Origin of the sequence: Labrys sp. 22185, from assembly GCF_052045555.1 — a bacterium.
Taxonomy (GTDB): domain Bacteria; phylum Pseudomonadota; class Alphaproteobacteria; order Rhizobiales; family Labraceae; genus Labrys; species Labrys neptuniae.
Genome location: NZ_JBQEPH010000002.1, coordinates 1 through 16,741 on the forward strand (window position 1 = coordinate 1; position 16,741 = coordinate 16,741).

The window sequence follows — 16,741 nt, forward strand, 5'->3', positions numbered from 1 at the left end:
GAACGCGCTTTGCTCTAGATGGCGTCGAGGCCGCTCTCGCCGGTGCGGATGCGGATGGCTTCCTCGATGTTGAGGACGAAGATCTTGCCATCGCCGATCCGGCCCGTCTGGGCGGCCTTGCGGATGGCGTCGATGGCGCGCTCGACGCGCTCGTCCGGCACCACGACCTCGATCTTCACCTTGGGAAGAAAATCGACGACATATTCGGCACCGCGATACAGTTCCGTGTGGCCTTTCTGCCGCCCGAAGCCCTTCGCTTCCGTCACCGTAATGCCCTGCAGGCCGACCTCCTGCAGCGCTTCCTTCACCTCGTCCAACTTGAAGGGCTTGATGATGGCTTCAATTTTCTTCATGGGGTCTCCTCGATTTCAGCACATAGTGCGCAGAAACCTCCTTGCTGGTAGCAGGTCGCATGCCAAACCGCCAACAGGAAAATTTTCTTTTATCTTCAAGATGTTGAGGCGTCAGGTGCTGAAAAATGGGCAAGCGATGTCGGAAGACTGCACAATTTTTCGGCGACCTGCCAATAAAATATGCGCCCCAAGAGGGTAATTTTCGGCGCCTGACGCGAAGGAACGCATTTTTTCCACCGAATGCGACGAGGTGGCGCATGTCAGTGAAGGTTTGGAGGACGTTTTGATCGAGTTGCTGACCCCGTCCGAAATGGCCGATGCGGATCGTCTCGCCATCGCCGAGGCCATGACGGCCGACCAATTGCTCGAGAGAGCGGGGCGGGCGGTGGCCGATGTCGCGGCGCGACATCCCTTCAATACGCCGATCCTGGTGCTGTGCGGCACAGGGCTGAATGGAGGGGACGGCTTCGTTGCCGCCCGTATCCTGCGCGAAAGGGGCTATCGGGTCCGGCTCGGCCTGCTGGGCCCGGTTTCGGCGCTGGGGGGAGAGGTCGCCTATGCCGCCGAGAAATGGGGGCAGCCGGTGGAGGATGCCCTGACTCTGTCGCTCCCCAGGGAGGGAATCATCATTGATGCGCTGCTCGGCGCCGGGCTTTCCCGCGACATTGGCGGCCCGCTCGCCGTGCTGGTCGAACGGATCAATGCTTCCGGCCTGCAGGTTATCGCGGTCGATCTGCCTTCCGGCATCGATGGGGCGACCGGCCAGATCCGCGGCGTGGCCGTCAAGGCGCGCGAGACGGTGACCTTCTTCCGGCGCAAGCCGGGACATATGCTCCTGCCGGGCAAGCTCAATTGCGGCGCGGTCCGGGTTGCGGATATCGGCATTGCGGACAATGTGCTGGCAACCATCCGGCCGCGGACCTTCGTCAACCAACCGGACCTGTGGCGGCCTTGTTTTCCGCATCCCGAACCAGCGGGACATAAATATGCGCGCGGGCATCTGGTGGTGCTGTCCGCCGGCATTGAAGGGACGGGTGCGGCACGGCTGGCGGCCAAGGCCGGATTGCGTGTGGGCGCGGGGCTCGTGACGGTTGCCAGTCCTTCCGACGCTCTTGGCATCCATGCTGCCTCGCTCGATGCGATCATGGTGCGGCGCTGCGACGGCCCGGAGGGCCTCGCCGTCATGCTGGAGGATCCCCGGCGCAACGCATTCGTCGTGGGCCCCGCTTTGCCGCCGGATGAGGAGACCCGCGCCAAGGTCGATCTGGTTCTTTCTTCCGCCCGAGCCGTGCTGATCGATGCCGGCGCGCTCTCCGCCTTTGCAGCCGAGCGCATTCACTTCATCGCCACGCTACGGGCTGCGCTCGGGCCCGTCGTTCTCACGCCCCATGAGGGCGAATTCGCACGCGTCTTCGACGACATTGCCGGAAAGCATGCCGACAAGCTCCAGCGGGCCCGTGCAGCCGCCGAGGCAACCGGCGCGGTGATCGTGCTGAAGGGAGCCGATACCGTGGTCGCAGCACCGGACGGGCGGGCCGGCATCAACGCCAATGCGCCGCCGACCCTGGCGACGGCCGGCTCCGGCGACGTGCTCTCCGGCCTGATCGGCGGGCTTCTCGCTCAATCGATGCCGGCCTTCGAAGCCGCGAGCGCCGCCGTCTGGCTGCATGGCGAGGCGGCACATCTGTTCGGGCCGGGCCTCACCGCCGATGACCTGCCGGCGATGCTGCCCAAGGCCCTTGCTGCCTTGTTGTGATCCGTACCGCATCGCTTCATTCCAGGCTTCCTGCGAAGAGGTCGATGCCATCGGCCAGGCGGTTGGGCAGAATCGGACGTTCCTGCCAGTGGGAGCCCGAATCCTGGATGGTCTGGTGAAAATCGGCACGCACGAATTTATAACGGCCGATGACTTGCTCCTCGTCCTCCTGCTTGAGGTAGAGACCTTCGGCGAGATCGCTGTCCTCGGTCTGACCGAGGACGGTTGGGATGTCGAGGCCGGCCCCGGCTGCGGCGAGCCGCAGGGCTTGCCGCCAATCCCGCGATTTATAGAGTGACGGCCCAACCAGTGCCGATAGTTCTACTTTCTTGGGCAGGTTGCCACGGTGAACGACCGGCACCGAAACCACAGGCAACCCTGCCAGCAAGGCATGTCGGCGCGGCGTCGGGAGAAAGGCCGCGCGTTCGCGATCATAGATATCGAACTCGATAAAATAGTGCGGCAGGCGGTCATAGAAGACCGTATGCTTGGCGAAGCACCATTCGCCGAACATCATGAAACGCCGGCCGAGCCGCGTCCTGAAGATGCGTTCATGGGTCTGGGCCCACGCCTTGAACAGGTTGAACTGGGCTTCCCGCGCCCCGCCGGCGAGGACATGGCCCCGTGATTGCAATGTGAGGCTGCCGTTTCGGTCGAAGCTTATGGCGGCATTGGCTCCGTCGAGCTTCTCCTCGAAGACGAGATGGCCGCCGGCAAGTTGGTCGAGTTGAATCTGACCGGCACTGTCGTCGCCCGGCTGCAGCCGCGAGCCGACGAGATGCGGCGTGCGCGGATATTTGAAGAAGGACATGGTCGCACCTTGTACACACGATTTCGCATTCGCCCAGCAACAGACGGCGTAGGAAAATGCGGGCTGTGGGACGGATGCCCTGCCTGAACCGACAGGGCCAAGATGCGCGTTACATGGCGAACTCCTGGGTATGGCGTATAGGGGCGATCGTCTGATCGGACAAGCGTCGACAGGGCGTACAATCAAGATGGCGATCCATGCCGCCGCTGTGCTCAAGGGGCGCCGCAACATTTGCGGGCAAGAGAGCGTGACGGTCTTGTGCGCGAGGCCGGATTCTGGTGTGACTTTCAAGTCACGCCCGCTGAGCGATACTGCCTACACAAGAAAAATATGGCGGTCCCCGGTCATGGAAGAAATCTACGGCCTGAGTTTCCTGGTGCTTTTCAGTCTGAGTGCCATCGGCGGGGTGATCCTGCGCAGGCATCTGCATGAGGAACACCTCTCGAAGGAGAATATGGAGGCGGTGCGGCTGGTGACCGGCCTGCTGGTGTCCTTCGCGGCCCTGATCCTCAGCCTGCAACTTTCCACCTCCAGGGCCGAATTCGATGCGGCCAGCAAGGATCGCTCGACCTATGCGGCGCATCTGGCGAGCCTCGATCAGTGTCTGCGTGATCTCTCCAAGCGAATGGAGCCGACACGGCAGCTGCTGCGCCGCTACACCGCTGCAGTGATCGTCAGCACTTGGCCCGACGAGCCGGCCCCGCAGGTCAAGATTCTGCTCGACACCAAGGATATGCCGCTCATGGGCGAGGACAAGGTGCTTGCCGGCATGATGAACCAGATCGGTCTGGCGATCGATTCATTCGAGGCCTCCGATGGCATCAGCAAGAACATCGCCGCGCGCTGCCAGCTCGACTACAGGGCGGCATTGACGGGGCGCTGGGCCGTGATCGAGGATACCCACGCTCCATCTGGCGTGTCCTTCACCCTGATCATCAGCTTCTGGCTGGCCCTCGTCTTTCTCAGCTTCGGCCTTCAGATCTCGCATCGCCTGTTGAGTAAGATCGTGCTTGCCATCGGCGTCGTATGCGTGTCGAGCGTCATGTTTGTGATCATCGACCTGAAGATTCCCTATGGCGGTTTCTTCGGCATCTCCAGCATTGCCATGCGGGACGCGCTGGCCGACATGAATCGTGACTGAACCACCGGAAACGGCCTGAAGTCTTGAAGATGTCAGCACTATTACAATCAGTGATAACCTGATCTAGGCCGTGTACCCATAAACCCGGCGGCATGATGCGACTACAGCAATCTCTGCTCTGCCCTTATAACGGTCGACTTCGGACGGTAGCGCAATATGTCATGGTGAGCCGAAGCAGCGGTTATTCGCTCCAAGGCCGGCGAGCAGACGTTTGGACAATCGGGCCATGGCATGCGTCTGTCCACGCTTGGCCGGATCGGTCAAGCGTGGGCGTGTCCATGTGATCAGACAGTCGGGATGGTGCCGCCGTCGACGACGAGCTCGGAACCGTGGATCGAAGAGGCGCGATCCGAGGCCAGGAAGGCGATGGCTTCGGCGACCTCGAATGGTTCGGCCCCACGCCCGATGGCAATGCCGCCAAGGCCGTCCAGGACGAACTGGCGCGCGTCCTCTAGCGTGCCGCCGTTGGAGGCTTGGATACGTGCCAAAAACAGCCCGGTCCCCTCGGTCATGATCCAGCCGGGGGACACGGCATTGACCCGCACGCCCTTCGACCCCAGTTCCTTGGAAATCGACTTGCTGTAGGTCCGAAGCGCGGCCTTGGCGGCGGCGTACGCGGTGGTCGCCTCGGGAAGCGGCAGGACGGACTGGATGGAGGTGACATGCACCACCGCGCCGGCGCCCTGCGCGATCATCTGCGGGATCAGGAGACGATCAAGACGGACCGTGGCCAGCAGGTTCAGGTTCAGTTCGGACAGCCAGTGTTCGTCGGTCAGGGCGACGAAGCCGCCGCCTGGCGTGGTCGAGCCGCCGAGCACATGGGCGAGAATGTCGATGCCCCCCAGACGCTCGAGCGCCGCCTTGGCCAGGGCTTCGCCGCCCTCGGCCGTGGTCAGGTCTGCCTGGACGAACTCGACGCCATCGATGGGATCTGGGGCTCCGCGGGCGGAGGTGATCACCCGGGCGCCGCCGGCCAGGAAGCGGTCGACGGTGGCGCGGCCCAGACCCTTGGTGCCGCCGCTGACGAGCACGCGCTTTCCCGCGAACTCGATCGGATCAGCTTTGATGGTCATGCCGTGATCTCCAGAGCTTTGATGGCGTCATTTTCGAGCGTGAAACGGTAGGTGAAGCGGATCGGGCTCCCCTTGAAGTCGCCATGGGCCGGCCCTTCGACGACGACCTGATCGTCCTCGTGCCGGACGGTGTCCGGTGCGAAAATCGCCTTCACCGCCACCACTTCGTCCTCAAAAAGACGCCTCAGTTCAGCGTGTCCCTGAAGAATGGCGCCGTTGTCGCGAACGGCGGCGTCGGCCGCGAAGGGGGCCAGCATGCCATTGACGTCCAGGCGGGCGTTGGCAGCCACATATGCGGCGATGGGGATTGGAAGTTCGAGCGTCATTGTTTTTGTCCTGTTTGCTGCGGCCGCAGCCCCGGCGGCTGCAAGCGCGCTTACCAGCCAAGATAGCGGTGGACAGGGCACGCGATAATCGGGACAATCTGGGATGTCTCATCACGAAAACCGGGATAATCGTGCAAAGTAGCCTGACGGAATTGGACGCTGTTCTCATGGTCGCCCATCGAGGCAAGTTCCGCACGGCTGCGCTTGAGCTCGGGGTTTCGACGACTGCGCTCAGCAATGCGGTCGGAAAGCTGGAGCGCACGCTCGGCGTACGGCTTTTCAACCGGACGACGCGAAGCGTATCCCTGACGGAGGCAGGCCAGCAGTTCGTCGCGCAAGTCGCTCCCGCCGTGCGTGACATTCATGAGGCGATGGAGGTTGCGCGGTCTCAACAGGCCACGCCTTCGGGCACCCTGCGCATCAACGCCTTTCCGACAGCCGCGCGGGAGATTTTCTCCTGGCTCGTCCTACCGTTTCTCCAAGTGCACCCTCAGGTCCATATCGACATCGTCACGGAGGGGCGCCTGGTGGACATTGTGGCGGGCGGCTTCGACCTCGGCGTCCGTAGCTCAGACCTTGTGCCAGTCGACATGATCGCACTTCCGTTGGGGCGCGCGCGGCGCAATGTTGTGGTGGGCACACCGAGCTATTTGAAAGCGCACGGGACGCCTGTGATCCCGCAGGATCTCGCCGAGCATTCCTGTCTCCGCGTCCGGCTTCCCAATGGCGCAATCTACCGCTGGCCGTTCGAGAAGGACGGACAATCGGTCCATGTCGACGTCGAGGGTGCCGTCACCCTCGACGAAGCGAGCCTCGCACGCACCGCGGCCCTCGCTTCGGTCGGTCTCACCCTGGCGATGGAGTCCGACGTACGAGACGACATCGAGGCAGGCCGCCTTGTGTGCGTGCTTGAGGATTGGACGCCAACGCTCTCTCCCTTGAGCCTCTACTATCCGAGCAGACGCAACCCGACCGCCGCGTTCAAGGCGTTTGTCGACTTCGCGCGGCGGCAAAGTGGAGCCAGCAATGCCCTGACGCCGTCCATAGCTTTGAAAGCGCCAGTAACGGACGTTCGACCGCTGTAAATTCAACGTCCGTTATGGGGCATTTTCGGTACCCTTGGCAGAGATTGGGGACTGGGTGAGGTCCGCCCCTGTCCGTAAGCGCCGTACCACGAGCGGGCCAGGACCGTTGCGTTTGGCCGGAGCGCCGTAATTCAAACTCCCGGACTGGAGGCTCGAATCACGCGCTACGAACTCACCGACCATGAATGGACCGCCATCGAGCCGATACTGCCGAGCAAGCCGCGTGGCGTTCCTCGGGTGAACGACAGACGGGTCCTCAATGGCATCTTCTGGGTCCTCCGATCAGGAGCACCCTGGCCTGATCTGCCGACGGCGTTTGGCCCATACACCACTTGCTGCAACCGCTTCGTTAGGTGGCAGTGGGCCAGTGTTTGGGGCCGCATCATAGAAGCGCTTGCCACTGCCCATGATGGCGCTGTCCAGATGATCGACGCCTCCATTGCCCGCGTACATCAGCATGGAGCCTGCATCACAAGGAATCAGCGCCAATCGATGGCAAGGTCCCGCGGCGGCTTGACGAGCAAAATCCATGCGGTGGTCGATTGCAACGGGCTGCCGGTACGCTGGCGCTGTGCCCGCGGGAGGCCCAGGACGTTCGACTCGCCGGAAAACTGTTGTCTCGTCTGAAATCCGGGTCAATGCTGAATGCCGACCGTGGCTATGATGCGGGCTGGATCAGGAAGCTTGCCATGAAGAAGGGCGCGTGCGCCAACATCCCGCCGAAAACCAATTGCAGCGATCCTATCTGCTTCAGCCCCTATCTCTATCGGGCTCGCAACTACGTCGAGCGGTTTCTCAACAGGATCAAACATATCGTCGGGTGGCGACGCGCTACGATGGGCCCGCCGCTCTAGCTACCTCGCATTCGTTCAACTCGCGTCAATCAGGCTATGGCTGCGCCTTAGTGAGACAGCATTCTAGCTCACCTCGAACCAGGCCAGGAGATCGTCCTTCCGGGAGGGACCACAAGCGCGGCCATGCAGCAGCCATTTGCCCGGATTATCCGCCAGGAAAACCGTATGCACGGTCTCGCCCGGACCGATTGCGACAGTGTCGACCCAATAGGGCTGCCATTCGTCGTCGAAGGGATGGAGGATACGCATGGCGTGGCCATGCACATGCACGGCATGATCGGTACGTGTTTTGTTGGCGAGACCGAGATCGACGAGGCTGCCGCGTTTGATGGAGAACAAGGGCTTGTCTGGCAGCACCCCGCCGCCAGTGGCGTGGCCAGGCAGGGTTACCGCAACACGCTTGGCCTTTTGCAGAGCCAGCGCGGCAGGCAGACTGGGGCGTGCCAGCACCAAGGGCGGCAGGGGAGCCGAACGAAGCGGAACTGCAGTGCCCGCCACAAGATGGGCGAGAATGACGACTTCGCCATCGAGGTCCAACGCGATGCCGGCCTCGCTCCCCGCCGCAAGCGTGCCGTCGACCGCAATGTCGGCGCGGCCGCCGGGCGGCAAGTCGATTCGGCCGTGATGGGGGGCGAAGGGCGTATCGACGGGGTGGCCGTCGATTGCGATGATGGTGGCCTCGAAGCCGGCCAGGGCCAGTCTGGCGATGCGCGTCGCCGCGGCGTTGACGAGACGCAGGCGTACACGCTCGTTGGGAGCGAGGCGGATCGTTTCGGCCGCTTTCGAATTCACCGTAACGGTCGGCTTGCTCCCGGTGGTGGAGGCGGCGGACAGAATCTGCCCGTCAGGGCCGACATTCCAGTCGTCGATGACGAGAATCAGGTCTTGGTCGACCTGTGGCGGTTCGTCTTCGTCGACGACGAGGACGCCATAGAGGCCGGCTTCGCATTGGGACAGAAAGGGGCCGAAAGCCGGCGGGTGATACCAGAACGTGCCGGCGTCCGGCGGCGTGAAGACATAATCGAAGCCCTCGCCCGGCTTCACGGCCTGCTGGGTCAGGGCAGGAACGCCGTCCATGGCGTTTGTGAGGCGCAGGCCGTGCCAATGGATCGCCGAAGGGGCTTCGAGCCGGTTGGCGAAGCGCAGCTTCACGGGCTGGTTGCGCTTCGCACGCAAGAGGGGACCCGGGGTCGAGGCGTCGAAGCACTGCGTCCGGGTGGGCGTAGGGCTGCCTGGCAATGCGAGTTCGCCGGCGGCAGCCGTCAGGATCTGCGCCGTAGTCGCCAGCGCAGGATTGGGGAGGGCCAGGTTGGCCAGGGTGATGCCGAGCCCGGCCAGAAGCTGACGCCGATCGAGGCTGGCGGTCATCGCTCGCTCCTTCCGGACTGGGTGCAGGCTATTCCCGCCTGCCGGGGCCGGGAGGTTGCTCGAGGGGCTTGGAGCAGCCCTTGCGGCCAGGCAATGCAAGCGCATGCGAATCCCCCACTCCAAATATCATGCAGGGGATGGCATTTTTTTGCTGCATCAATTTCATGACATGCTATATGGCGCCACTCGTTTCGCAGAATGCAAGTTTTGCGAGAGGGAGCCCTATTTGCGGGCGTGGCGGAACTGGTAGACGCGCTGGATTTAGGTTCCAGTGATGAAAGTCGTGGGGGTTCGAGCCCCTCCGCCCGCACCACGATCGGCCTCGACGGCTTAAAGACGGGGCGGCTACGAACTCACGGATTCGGGACAAGAATATGCAGGTGACCCAAACCCTGGCCGATGGCCTGAAGCGGGAATTCAAAGTGGTGGTGCCGGCGGCCGATATCGCCTCGCGCACCGATGCCCAGTTGGAAGACATGAAGGGCAAGGTCCGCGTCAACGGCTTTCGTCCGGGCAAGGTGCCGGTGGCGCATCTGCGTCGTCTCTACGGTCGTTCGGTCACGGCTGATGTCGTCAACAATTTCGTTGGCGAAGCCAATCGCAAGATCGTCGATGACAACCAGATCAAGCTGGCCATGGAGCCCAAGCTCGATTTCGGTGCCGACGATGAGGGCGTGACCCAGGTGCTCGACGGCAAGGCCGATCTCGCCTGGACCGTCGCCGTGGAAGTGTTGCCGACCTTCGAGGTGGGCGACATCAACGGCATCAAGATCGTCAAGCCGGTGGCCGAAGTCGCCGACGAAGAGGTGCAGTCGCGCCTGGAGGATCTGGCCCGCCGCAACGTCACTTATGCCGACAAGAAGGCCAAGTCGAAGGCCGAGAACCGCGATCGCGTGATCGTCGATTTCGTCGGCAAGATCGACGGCGTCGAGTTCGAAGGCGGAAAGGGCGAGGATATCTCCGTCGATCTCGGCTCCAAGACCTTCATTCCGGGCTTCGAGGATCAGCTGATCGGCGTCACCGCCGGCCAGGAGAAGACCATCGAGGTCAAGTTCCCCACCAACTATGCCTCCGACACGCTGGCCGGCAAGGACGCCACCTTCGACGTCAAGGTCAAGGCGGTGCAGGCTCCGGCTGAACTCGTCGTCGACGACGAGCTTGCCAAGTCCGTCGGTCTCGAGTCGCTCGACAAGCTCAAGGAAGTGATCAAGAGCTCGATCGAAGGCGAGTACAATGCCGCCTCGCGCAGCAAGGTGAAGCGCCAGCTTCTCGATGCCCTCGATGCCAAATACTCCTTCGATCTGCCGCCGACCCTGTTCCAGCAGGAGTTCGACAATGTCTGGCTGCAGGTCGAGCGCGAGATGCAGCAGACCGGCCGCACCTTCGAGCAGGAGAACACCACCGAAGAGGCCGCCAAGGAAGACTATCGCAAGATCGCGGCCCGCCGCGTTCGCCTCGGTCTTGTCCTGGCCGAGATCGGCGAGAGCAACAAGATCCAGGTGACCGACGAAGAGGCGACCCGCGCCGTGATCGAGCGCGCCCGCCAGTTCCCGGGCCAGGAGCGCCAGATCTGGGAGTTCTACACCAAGAACCCGCAGGCGATTGCCGAGCTGCGTGCGCCGATCTTCGAGGACAAGGTCGTCGACCACATCCTGTCGCTCGCCGACGTCACCGAGAACAAGGTCTCCAAGGAGGACCTGTTCAAGGAAGACGACGAGCAGGCCGTTTCCGCAGCTGCCGAGGACAAGCCGGCCAAGGCCAAGAAGACAAAGGCTGCCAAGGCTGCCGAGTCCGCGGAATAAGGCTGCGTCGGGCCGTCATGGCTCGTCCCAACGAATATGCGATGGCCGGGCCTGCCCCGGCCATTGTCGTTCTCGAATGCCCTCAATGTCGCAAAAGGCGGAGAGGGGACTTGCAGGACGCAGTTTGACGACACATTTGCGACGGGAGGGTTCGTTTCTGCCAGGGCAAGCCACCCTCGACACCCGTTGCGCCTTCATGTCCTTGCGGGAGACAGGAAGGTTCACTTGACAAACAGGCTCGCGATCCCTGCCCTGACGGGAACATGGACTGCCGAGATTCGCTTGCTGGAGAGATTGATGCGAGATCCGATCGACTTCTATACCAACAACCTCATACCGACCGTGGTCGAGAGCACCAATCGCGGCGAGCGTGCCTGGGACATCTATTCGCGCCTGATGCGCGAGCGCATCATCTTCCTGACCGGTCCGGTGGAAGACTACATGGCCTCCATCGTGGTGGCCCAGTTGCTGTTCCTCGAGGGGGAGAACCCCAAGAAGGAAATCGCGATGTACATCAACTCGCCGGGCGGCGTGGTGACGGCGGGCCTGTCGATCTACGACACCATGCAGTTCATTCGCTCGCCGATCTCCACGCTTTGCGTCGGCCAGGCCGCCTCGATGGGATCGCTCCTGCTGGCCGCCGGCGAGAAGGATCTGCGCTTCGCTCTGCCCAATGCGCGCATCATGGTGCATCAGCCTTCGGGCGGATATCAGGGCCAGGCGACCGACATCCTCATCCATGCCGAAGAGACGCGGCGTGTGAAGCAGAGGCTGAACGAAATCTACGTCAAGCATACCGGCCAGGACATCAAGGCGATCCAGGAAGCCCTGGAGCGTGATAATTTCATGGACGCAGAACAGGCGAAAGCTTTCGGTCTGGTCGACCATGTGAGCGAGAAGCGGCCCGAGGAAGCCTCGCCCAAGCCTTAATGTAACCCTGCGGGAGATACCTGCACGAGTTTCGCCACAGTTCGTTGCAATGGATATCGGTAATGATCTGTTGACGTGGGGGGCGCTAGATTCCAGCATTGGACCTGCTGGATGCAGCATCACCGAAGATTGCAGGGGCGGCCGCCACTTGGCATAGCCCTTGCAAGACGAGCTTGGTCGATGCAGGTACGCCTGCGCGATCGTATTTACAGCCACGGGGATGCCCGTGGGATTATGCGGAATGTCCGTTCCGCCGAGAGAGCCCGAAAGGGGGATGCCATGACCAAGGCCGGCAGCGATACCAAGAACACGCTCTACTGCTCGTTCTGCGGCAAGAGCCAGCACGAAGTTCGCAAGCTCATCGCCGGCCCGACGGTATTCATCTGCGATGAATGTGTCGAGCTGTGCATGGATATTATTCGCGAGGAGAACAAGTCCTCGCTGGTGAAGTCGCGCGACGGAGTGCCCACCCCGCGTGAGATCTGCAAGGTGCTCGACGATTACGTGATCGGCCAGATGCAGGCCAAGCGCGTGCTCTCGGTGGCCGTGCACAATCACTACAAGCGCCTCAACCATGCCACCAAGCACAGCGATGTCGAACTGGCGAAGTCCAACATCCTGATGATCGGGCCGACCGGCTCGGGCAAGACGCTGCTTGCCCAGACCATGGCTCGCATCATCGACGTGCCCTTCACCATGGCCGACGCCACCACCCTGACGGAAGCCGGCTATGTCGGCGAGGATGTCGAGAACATCATCCTCAAGCTCCTGCAGGCAGCCGACTACAATGTCGAGCGTGCCCAGCGCGGCATCGTCTACATCGACGAAGTCGACAAGATCAGCCGCAAGTCCGACAACCCCTCGATCACCCGCGACGTCTCGGGCGAGGGCGTGCAGCAGGCCTTGCTGAAGATCATGGAAGGCACGGTGGCCAGCGTTCCGCCCCAGGGTGGACGCAAGCATCCCCAGCAGGAGTTCCTGCAGGTCGACACCACCAACATCCTGTTCATCTGCGGCGGCGCCTTCTCGGGTCTCGAGAAGATCATCTCCAGTCGCGGCAAGGGCACCTCGATCGGCTTCGGCGCCCGCGTGGTGACGCCGGAGGACCGGCGTACCGGCGAGATCTTCCGCGAGGTCGAGCCCGAGGATCTTCTGAAGTTCGGCCTGATCCCGGAATTCGTCGGGCGTCTGCCGGTCATCGCGACCTTGGAAGACCTCGACGAGCCGGCGCTGATCAAGATCCTGACCGAGCCGAAGAATGCGCTCGTGAAGCAGTATCAGCGCCTGTTCGAGATGGAAGGCATCGATCTGACCTTCCAGGACGAGGCCTTGTCGTCGATTGCCAAGAAGGCGATCGAGCGCAAGACCGGTGCGCGCGGCCTGCGGTCGATCATGGAGGGCATTCTGCTCGACACCATGTTCGAACTACCGGGCCTCGACGGCGTCGAGGAAGTGGTGATCTCCAAGGAGGTCGTCGACGGGCAGGCCAAGCCGCTCTTCATCTATTCCGAGAAGCAGGAGGTTTCCTCCACCGGCTGATGCCGGTTGGAGTAGCGCTCTCAGTGCAATGCCGGCCTCTGGCCGGCATTGTCATGTCGGCATCTTCCTGCAGGCATGTTGAAATGCATGGCTCCGTCCAAAGCGTTCCACTATTGCCAAGATCGACCATTCGCCGCAGCGGCCGTTGATTGCGCTGGACGACGGAGGGGGGTATCGTGGGTCCAGGAGAGATCGGCACGATTCGAGCCGGTTTCCGTAGAAAAATACACGATTTAGGTGATTGTCGACACTTTTCAGGGCGTAACTCCAGAGATGACCCGAAGCTTCCGGCAATCAATCCAAAGTCGATCGAGCAGAAATTTACAGCGAGGTTCGCAGGTGCGAGAAGGAAAATCGAGACAGCGTAATTTCCCGGGATTAGCCGGCTTGACACTGTGCTTGGTGCTCTCCACCTAACCCTTATCGAAGCAACTGTGCCCATCCGGGGCAGTTGGGAATACCTCCGGGGTCGCTCTTCGTGTTGACCAGGAGGATAGCGTCGCTGGCATGGCTATTGCAGCGTGGTACGGCGCAAGAAAGGATATGCAATGACGACGAATAAGCAGCGTCCTCCGGTGCCGGCAGGTACTGTCGATACGTTCCCGGTGTTGCCTCTGCGCGATATCGTGGTGTTCCCCCACATGATCGTGCCGCTTTTCGTTGGCCGCGAGAAGTCGATCCGGGCGCTGGAAGAAGTCATGCGGACCGACCGCCACATCCTGCTGGCGACACAGCTCAATGCTGCCGAGGATGATCCGGCGCCGGACGCCATCTACAAGCTCGGCACGCTGGCTACCGTGCTGCAGTTGCTGAAACTGCCCGATGGCACGGTGAAGGTGCTGGTCGAAGGTGTCGACCGTGCGCGCGTGCTCTCCTATTCCGGGCATGATGATTTCTACCAGGCCGAAGCCGAAGTGCTGGGCGACGGCAATGGCGAGAAGATCGAAGCTGAGGCGCTTGCCCGGTCCGTGGTTGCCGAATTCGAGAGCTATGTGAAGCTCAATAAGAAGGTGTCGCCGGAAGTCGTGGCCACGGTCACCCAGATCGAGGACTATTCCAAGCTGGCCGACACCATCGCCGCGCATCTTGCGGTGAAGATCGCCGACAAGCAGGAAGTGCTGGAGATCCTGTCGATCCCGGCGCGCCTGGAAAAGGTGCTAGCCTTGATGGAGAGCGAGATCTCCGTCCTGCAGGTCGAGAAGCGCATCCGCACCCGCGTCAAGCGGCAGATGGAGAAGACCCAGCGCGAATACTATCTCAACGAGCAGATGAAGGCGATCCAGAAGGAGCTGGGCGACGAGGAAGGTAAGGACGAACTCGGCGAACTCGAGCAGAAGATCAAGGACACCAAGCTCTCCAAGGAGGCCCGCGACAAGGCGCAGGCCGAGATGAAGAAGCTGCGCCAGATGTCCCCGATGTCGGCCGAGGCCACCGTCGTGCGCAACTACCTGGATTGGCTGATCTCCTTGCCCTGGGGCGACAAGTCCCGGATCAAGAAGGATCTGCCGCATGCCCAGGAGATCCTCGATGCCGATCACCATGGCCTGGAAAAGGTCAAGGAGCGCATCATCGAGTATCTGGCGGTGCAGCAGCGTGCCAACAAGCTGACCGGTCCGATCCTGTGCCTCGTCGGTCCGCCCGGCGTCGGCAAGACTTCGCTCGCCCGTTCGATCGCCAAGGCGACCGGCCGCGAATATGTGCGCATGTCGCTCGGCGGTGTGCGCGACGAGGCCGAGATCCGTGGCCATCGGCGCACCTATATCGGCTCGATGCCCGGCAAGGTCGTCCAGTCGATGCGCAAGGCCAAGAAGCAGAATCCGCTCTTCCTACTCGATGAAATCGACAAGATGGGCCAGGATTTCCGCGGCGACCCGTCTTCGGCTCTCTTGGAGGTGCTGGATCCCGAGCAGAACTCGACGTTCAACGACCATTACCTCGAGGTCGACTACGACCTGTCGAACGTGATGTTCGTGACCACGGCGAACACGCTCAACATCCCGCCGGCCCTGCTGGACCGCATGGAGATCATCCGTCTCGCTGGCTACACGGAAGACGAAAAGGTCGAGATCGCCCGCAAGCATCTCATCCCTTCGTCCGTCCAGAAGCATGGTCTGAAGGCACGCGAGTTCTCGATCGATGACGAAGCCCTGCTCAACTTGGTGCGCCGCTATACCCAGGAAGCCGGGGTGCGTAACCTCGAGCGCGAGATCTCGAACCTGACCCGCAAGGCCGTCAAGGACATCCTGATGTCCAAGAAGAAGAGCGTGAAGGTGACCAACACGGTGCTCGAAGACTATCTCGGGGCTCCGCGTTATCGCTACGGCCAGGCCGAGCTCGAGGACCAGGTCGGCGCGGTCACGGGTCTGGCCTGGACCGAGGTTGGCGGCGTGCTTCTGACCATCGAAGCGGTGATGATGCCCGGCAAGGGCAAGATGATCGTGACGGGCAATCTGAAGGACGTCATGCGCGAGTCGATCTCCGCGGCTGCCTCCTATGTCCGCTCGCGCGCCATCGACTACGGCATCGAGCCGCCGCTGTTCGACAAGCGCGACGTGCATGTGCATCTGCCGGAAGGCGCAACGCCTAAGGATGGCCCCTCTGCCGGCATCGCCATGGCAACCGCCATGGTGTCGGTGATGACGGGCATCCCGGTTCGCCGCGACGTCGCCATGACCGGCGAGGTCACCCTGCGTGGTCGCGTGCTGCCGATCGGTGGCCTGAAGGAGAAGCTGCTCGCTGCTCTTAGGGCCGGCATCAAGACCGTTCTGATTCCGGAAGAGAACGCCAAGGACTTGGCCGAGCTTCCGGACAATGTGAAGAACGGCCTCGAACTGGTGCCGGTTTCCCGGATGGAAGAGGTTCTGCGCAGGGCGCTGGTGCGCATGCCCGAGCCCATCACCTGGGACGAGGACAAGAACGCGCCTCCGCCGGCCAAAGTCGGCGATGACAGCAACACCGTCGTCGCCCACTGACGCTGAAATGATCTTAGAGCGGCCGTGCCTCGACAAGGGCACGGCCGCTTTCTTTTGCCTTGCGAAGCGCGCGCAAGCGCAATAGACAGAGGCCGTGCGTGGGTCCTCCCGCGTTTAGGGCGGTTAGCTCAGTTGGTAGAGCATCTCGTTTACACCGAGAGGGTCGGCGGTTCGAGCCCGTCACCGCCCACCAATGAACTCAGTCAGTTGGAACAGTCTCTGCGCGAGCGTTTTTATTTAGCGCTTGCCCGATGCTACTTGGCGTGTTGCCAGTTGCGGCTCCTGCTTGTGTACTTCGATCGAATCGAGGCTTTGATCGAACAGGGCCGGATCACCTTCCAGATAGGTGGCCGCCCAAATCTCCGCCTCGACAAGGTCGTCGAAAATCGGTGCCTCCGACAGCGGCTCGACGTGGGCGCCGCGGCGTTTCATGATGACGAACTGGGTCATTTGAGTGTTCCCGAACAGTCGCTTCCCAAATGAAATGCGCACGGAGGCGTGGGGTTCCACGGCGAAGCCGTTTCAGGCCGTCGCCTCCATTGGTGCCAGAAAGGCCGCAGTTCCTCCCGCAGGGGGCGTCCCTTGTCGAAGCCGACGTACGGGCGGCCCGATGTCTTGGCGGGCTCGGATGACCGGCGTGGCCGGATCGGATTGACATCGCAGCGATGCCGACCTATGCGATGGCCGCCTGCTGATTTGAGCGGAAGGTTTTATGTCAGAGCTTGTGGGAA

Annotated in this window: 13 protein-coding genes, 2 tRNA genes and 1 pseudogene; 10 read left to right on the forward strand and 6 right to left on the reverse strand. The window is 62.1% G+C overall.

The genetic code is table 11. The features are described from left to right. Window positions 1-14: 14 nt before the first annotated feature. The gene (locus ACTJKX_RS04525; RefSeq protein ID WP_068296275.1) at window positions 15-353 is read right to left on the reverse strand and encodes a P-II family nitrogen regulator; all 339 of its coding nucleotides are present in this window, start codon (window positions 351-353) and stop codon (window positions 15-17) included. Window positions 354-639: 286 nt separating this feature from the next. Between ACTJKX_RS04525 and ACTJKX_RS04530 the strand changes: the two genes are divergently transcribed. Beyond that, window positions 640-2,109 carry an NAD(P)H-hydrate dehydratase gene (locus ACTJKX_RS04530; protein ID WP_440724866.1) on the forward strand — a complete coding sequence of 490 codons (1,470 nt, stop codon included), beginning with the start codon at window positions 640-642 and terminating at the stop codon, window positions 2,107-2,109. 16 nt (window positions 2,110-2,125) lie between these two features. On the opposite strand, the gene ACTJKX_RS04535 is transcribed toward ACTJKX_RS04530, so the two are convergent. Then, the gene (locus ACTJKX_RS04535; protein WP_440724511.1) at window positions 2,126-2,920 is read right to left on the reverse strand and encodes an RNA ligase family protein; all 795 of its coding nucleotides are present in this window, start codon (window positions 2,918-2,920) and stop codon (window positions 2,126-2,128) included. 346 nt (window positions 2,921-3,266) lie between these two features. On the opposite strand from ACTJKX_RS04535, the gene ACTJKX_RS04540 reads away from it, so the two are divergent. After that, window positions 3,267-4,061, forward strand: coding sequence for a hypothetical protein (locus ACTJKX_RS04540; RefSeq protein ID WP_440724512.1), 795 nt, complete (start codon window positions 3,267-3,269; stop codon window positions 4,059-4,061). 284 nt (window positions 4,062-4,345) lie between these two features. Here the strand turns inward: ACTJKX_RS04540 and ACTJKX_RS04545 are convergent, their stop codons facing one another. Together ACTJKX_RS04545 and ACTJKX_RS04550 are read right to left on the reverse strand one after the other, a co-directional pair. Further along, a complete protein-coding gene (locus ACTJKX_RS04545) occupies window positions 4,346-5,134 on the reverse strand; it encodes an SDR family oxidoreductase (RefSeq protein ID WP_440724513.1) in 789 nt (262 codons plus the stop codon). After that, window positions 5,131-5,460: a nuclear transport factor 2 family protein gene (locus tag ACTJKX_RS04550; protein WP_440724514.1), complete on the reverse strand. Its 330-nt coding sequence runs from the start codon at window positions 5,458-5,460 to the stop codon at window positions 5,131-5,133. The genes ACTJKX_RS04545 and ACTJKX_RS04550 overlap by 4 nt, the downstream gene beginning before the upstream one ends. Window positions 5,461-5,588: 128 nt before the next feature. On the opposite strand from ACTJKX_RS04550, the gene ACTJKX_RS04555 reads away from it, so the two are divergent. Together ACTJKX_RS04555 and ACTJKX_RS04560 are read left to right on the forward strand one after the other, a co-directional pair. Further along, window positions 5,589-6,545 (forward strand): LysR family transcriptional regulator, encoded by a 957-nt coding sequence (locus tag ACTJKX_RS04555; protein WP_394309444.1) that lies wholly within the window; start codon window positions 5,589-5,591, stop codon window positions 6,543-6,545. Window positions 6,546-6,701: 156 nt separating this feature from the next. Continuing rightward, window positions 6,702-7,466 (forward strand): annotated as a pseudogene (locus ACTJKX_RS04560) (IS5 family transposase). Here the strand turns inward: ACTJKX_RS04560 and ACTJKX_RS04565 are convergent. Then, window positions 7,463-8,767, reverse strand: coding sequence for a multicopper oxidase family protein (locus tag ACTJKX_RS04565; protein WP_440724515.1), 1,305 nt, complete (start codon window positions 8,765-8,767; stop codon window positions 7,463-7,465). The pseudogene ACTJKX_RS04560 and the gene ACTJKX_RS04565 overlap by 4 nt on opposite strands. Before the next feature lie 228 nt (window positions 8,768-8,995). Between ACTJKX_RS04565 and ACTJKX_RS04570 the strand changes: the two genes are divergently transcribed. The 6 genes from ACTJKX_RS04570 to ACTJKX_RS04595 all read left to right on the forward strand — a co-directional run bounded on the left by ACTJKX_RS04570 (window position 8,996) and on the right by ACTJKX_RS04595 (window position 16,203). After that, window positions 8,996-9,080: transfer RNA gene (locus ACTJKX_RS04570), tRNA-Leu, on the forward strand. A 61-nt stretch (window positions 9,081-9,141) separates the two neighbouring features. Beyond that, window positions 9,142-10,569 carry a trigger factor gene (gene tig / locus ACTJKX_RS04575; RefSeq protein WP_394308560.1) on the forward strand — a complete coding sequence of 476 codons (1,428 nt, stop codon included), beginning with the start codon at window positions 9,142-9,144 and terminating at the stop codon, window positions 10,567-10,569. A 297-nt stretch (window positions 10,570-10,866) separates the two neighbouring features. After that, window positions 10,867-11,499, forward strand: a complete 633-nt coding sequence (locus ACTJKX_RS04580) for an ATP-dependent Clp protease proteolytic subunit (RefSeq protein ID WP_311934879.1) — start codon at window positions 10,867-10,869, stop codon at window positions 11,497-11,499. A gap of 279 nt (window positions 11,500-11,778) precedes the next feature. Then, window positions 11,779-13,038 (forward strand): ATP-dependent Clp protease ATP-binding subunit ClpX, encoded by a 1,260-nt coding sequence (gene clpX, locus ACTJKX_RS04585; RefSeq protein ID WP_068296294.1) that lies wholly within the window; start codon window positions 11,779-11,781, stop codon window positions 13,036-13,038. Between the two features lie 548 nt (window positions 13,039-13,586). Beyond that, window positions 13,587-16,010, forward strand: a complete 2,424-nt coding sequence (gene lon / locus ACTJKX_RS04590; RefSeq protein WP_068296297.1) for an endopeptidase La — start codon at window positions 13,587-13,589, stop codon at window positions 16,008-16,010. Window positions 16,011-16,127: 117 nt separating this feature from the next. Then, window positions 16,128-16,203: transfer RNA gene (locus ACTJKX_RS04595), tRNA-Val, on the forward strand. Between the two features lie 44 nt (window positions 16,204-16,247). Here the strand turns inward: ACTJKX_RS04595 and ACTJKX_RS04600 are convergent. Then, entirely contained in the window at window positions 16,248-16,460 is a 213-nt protein-coding gene (locus ACTJKX_RS04600) for a hypothetical protein (RefSeq protein ID WP_440724516.1), read from the reverse strand. Window positions 16,461-16,741: the final 281 nt, after the last annotated feature.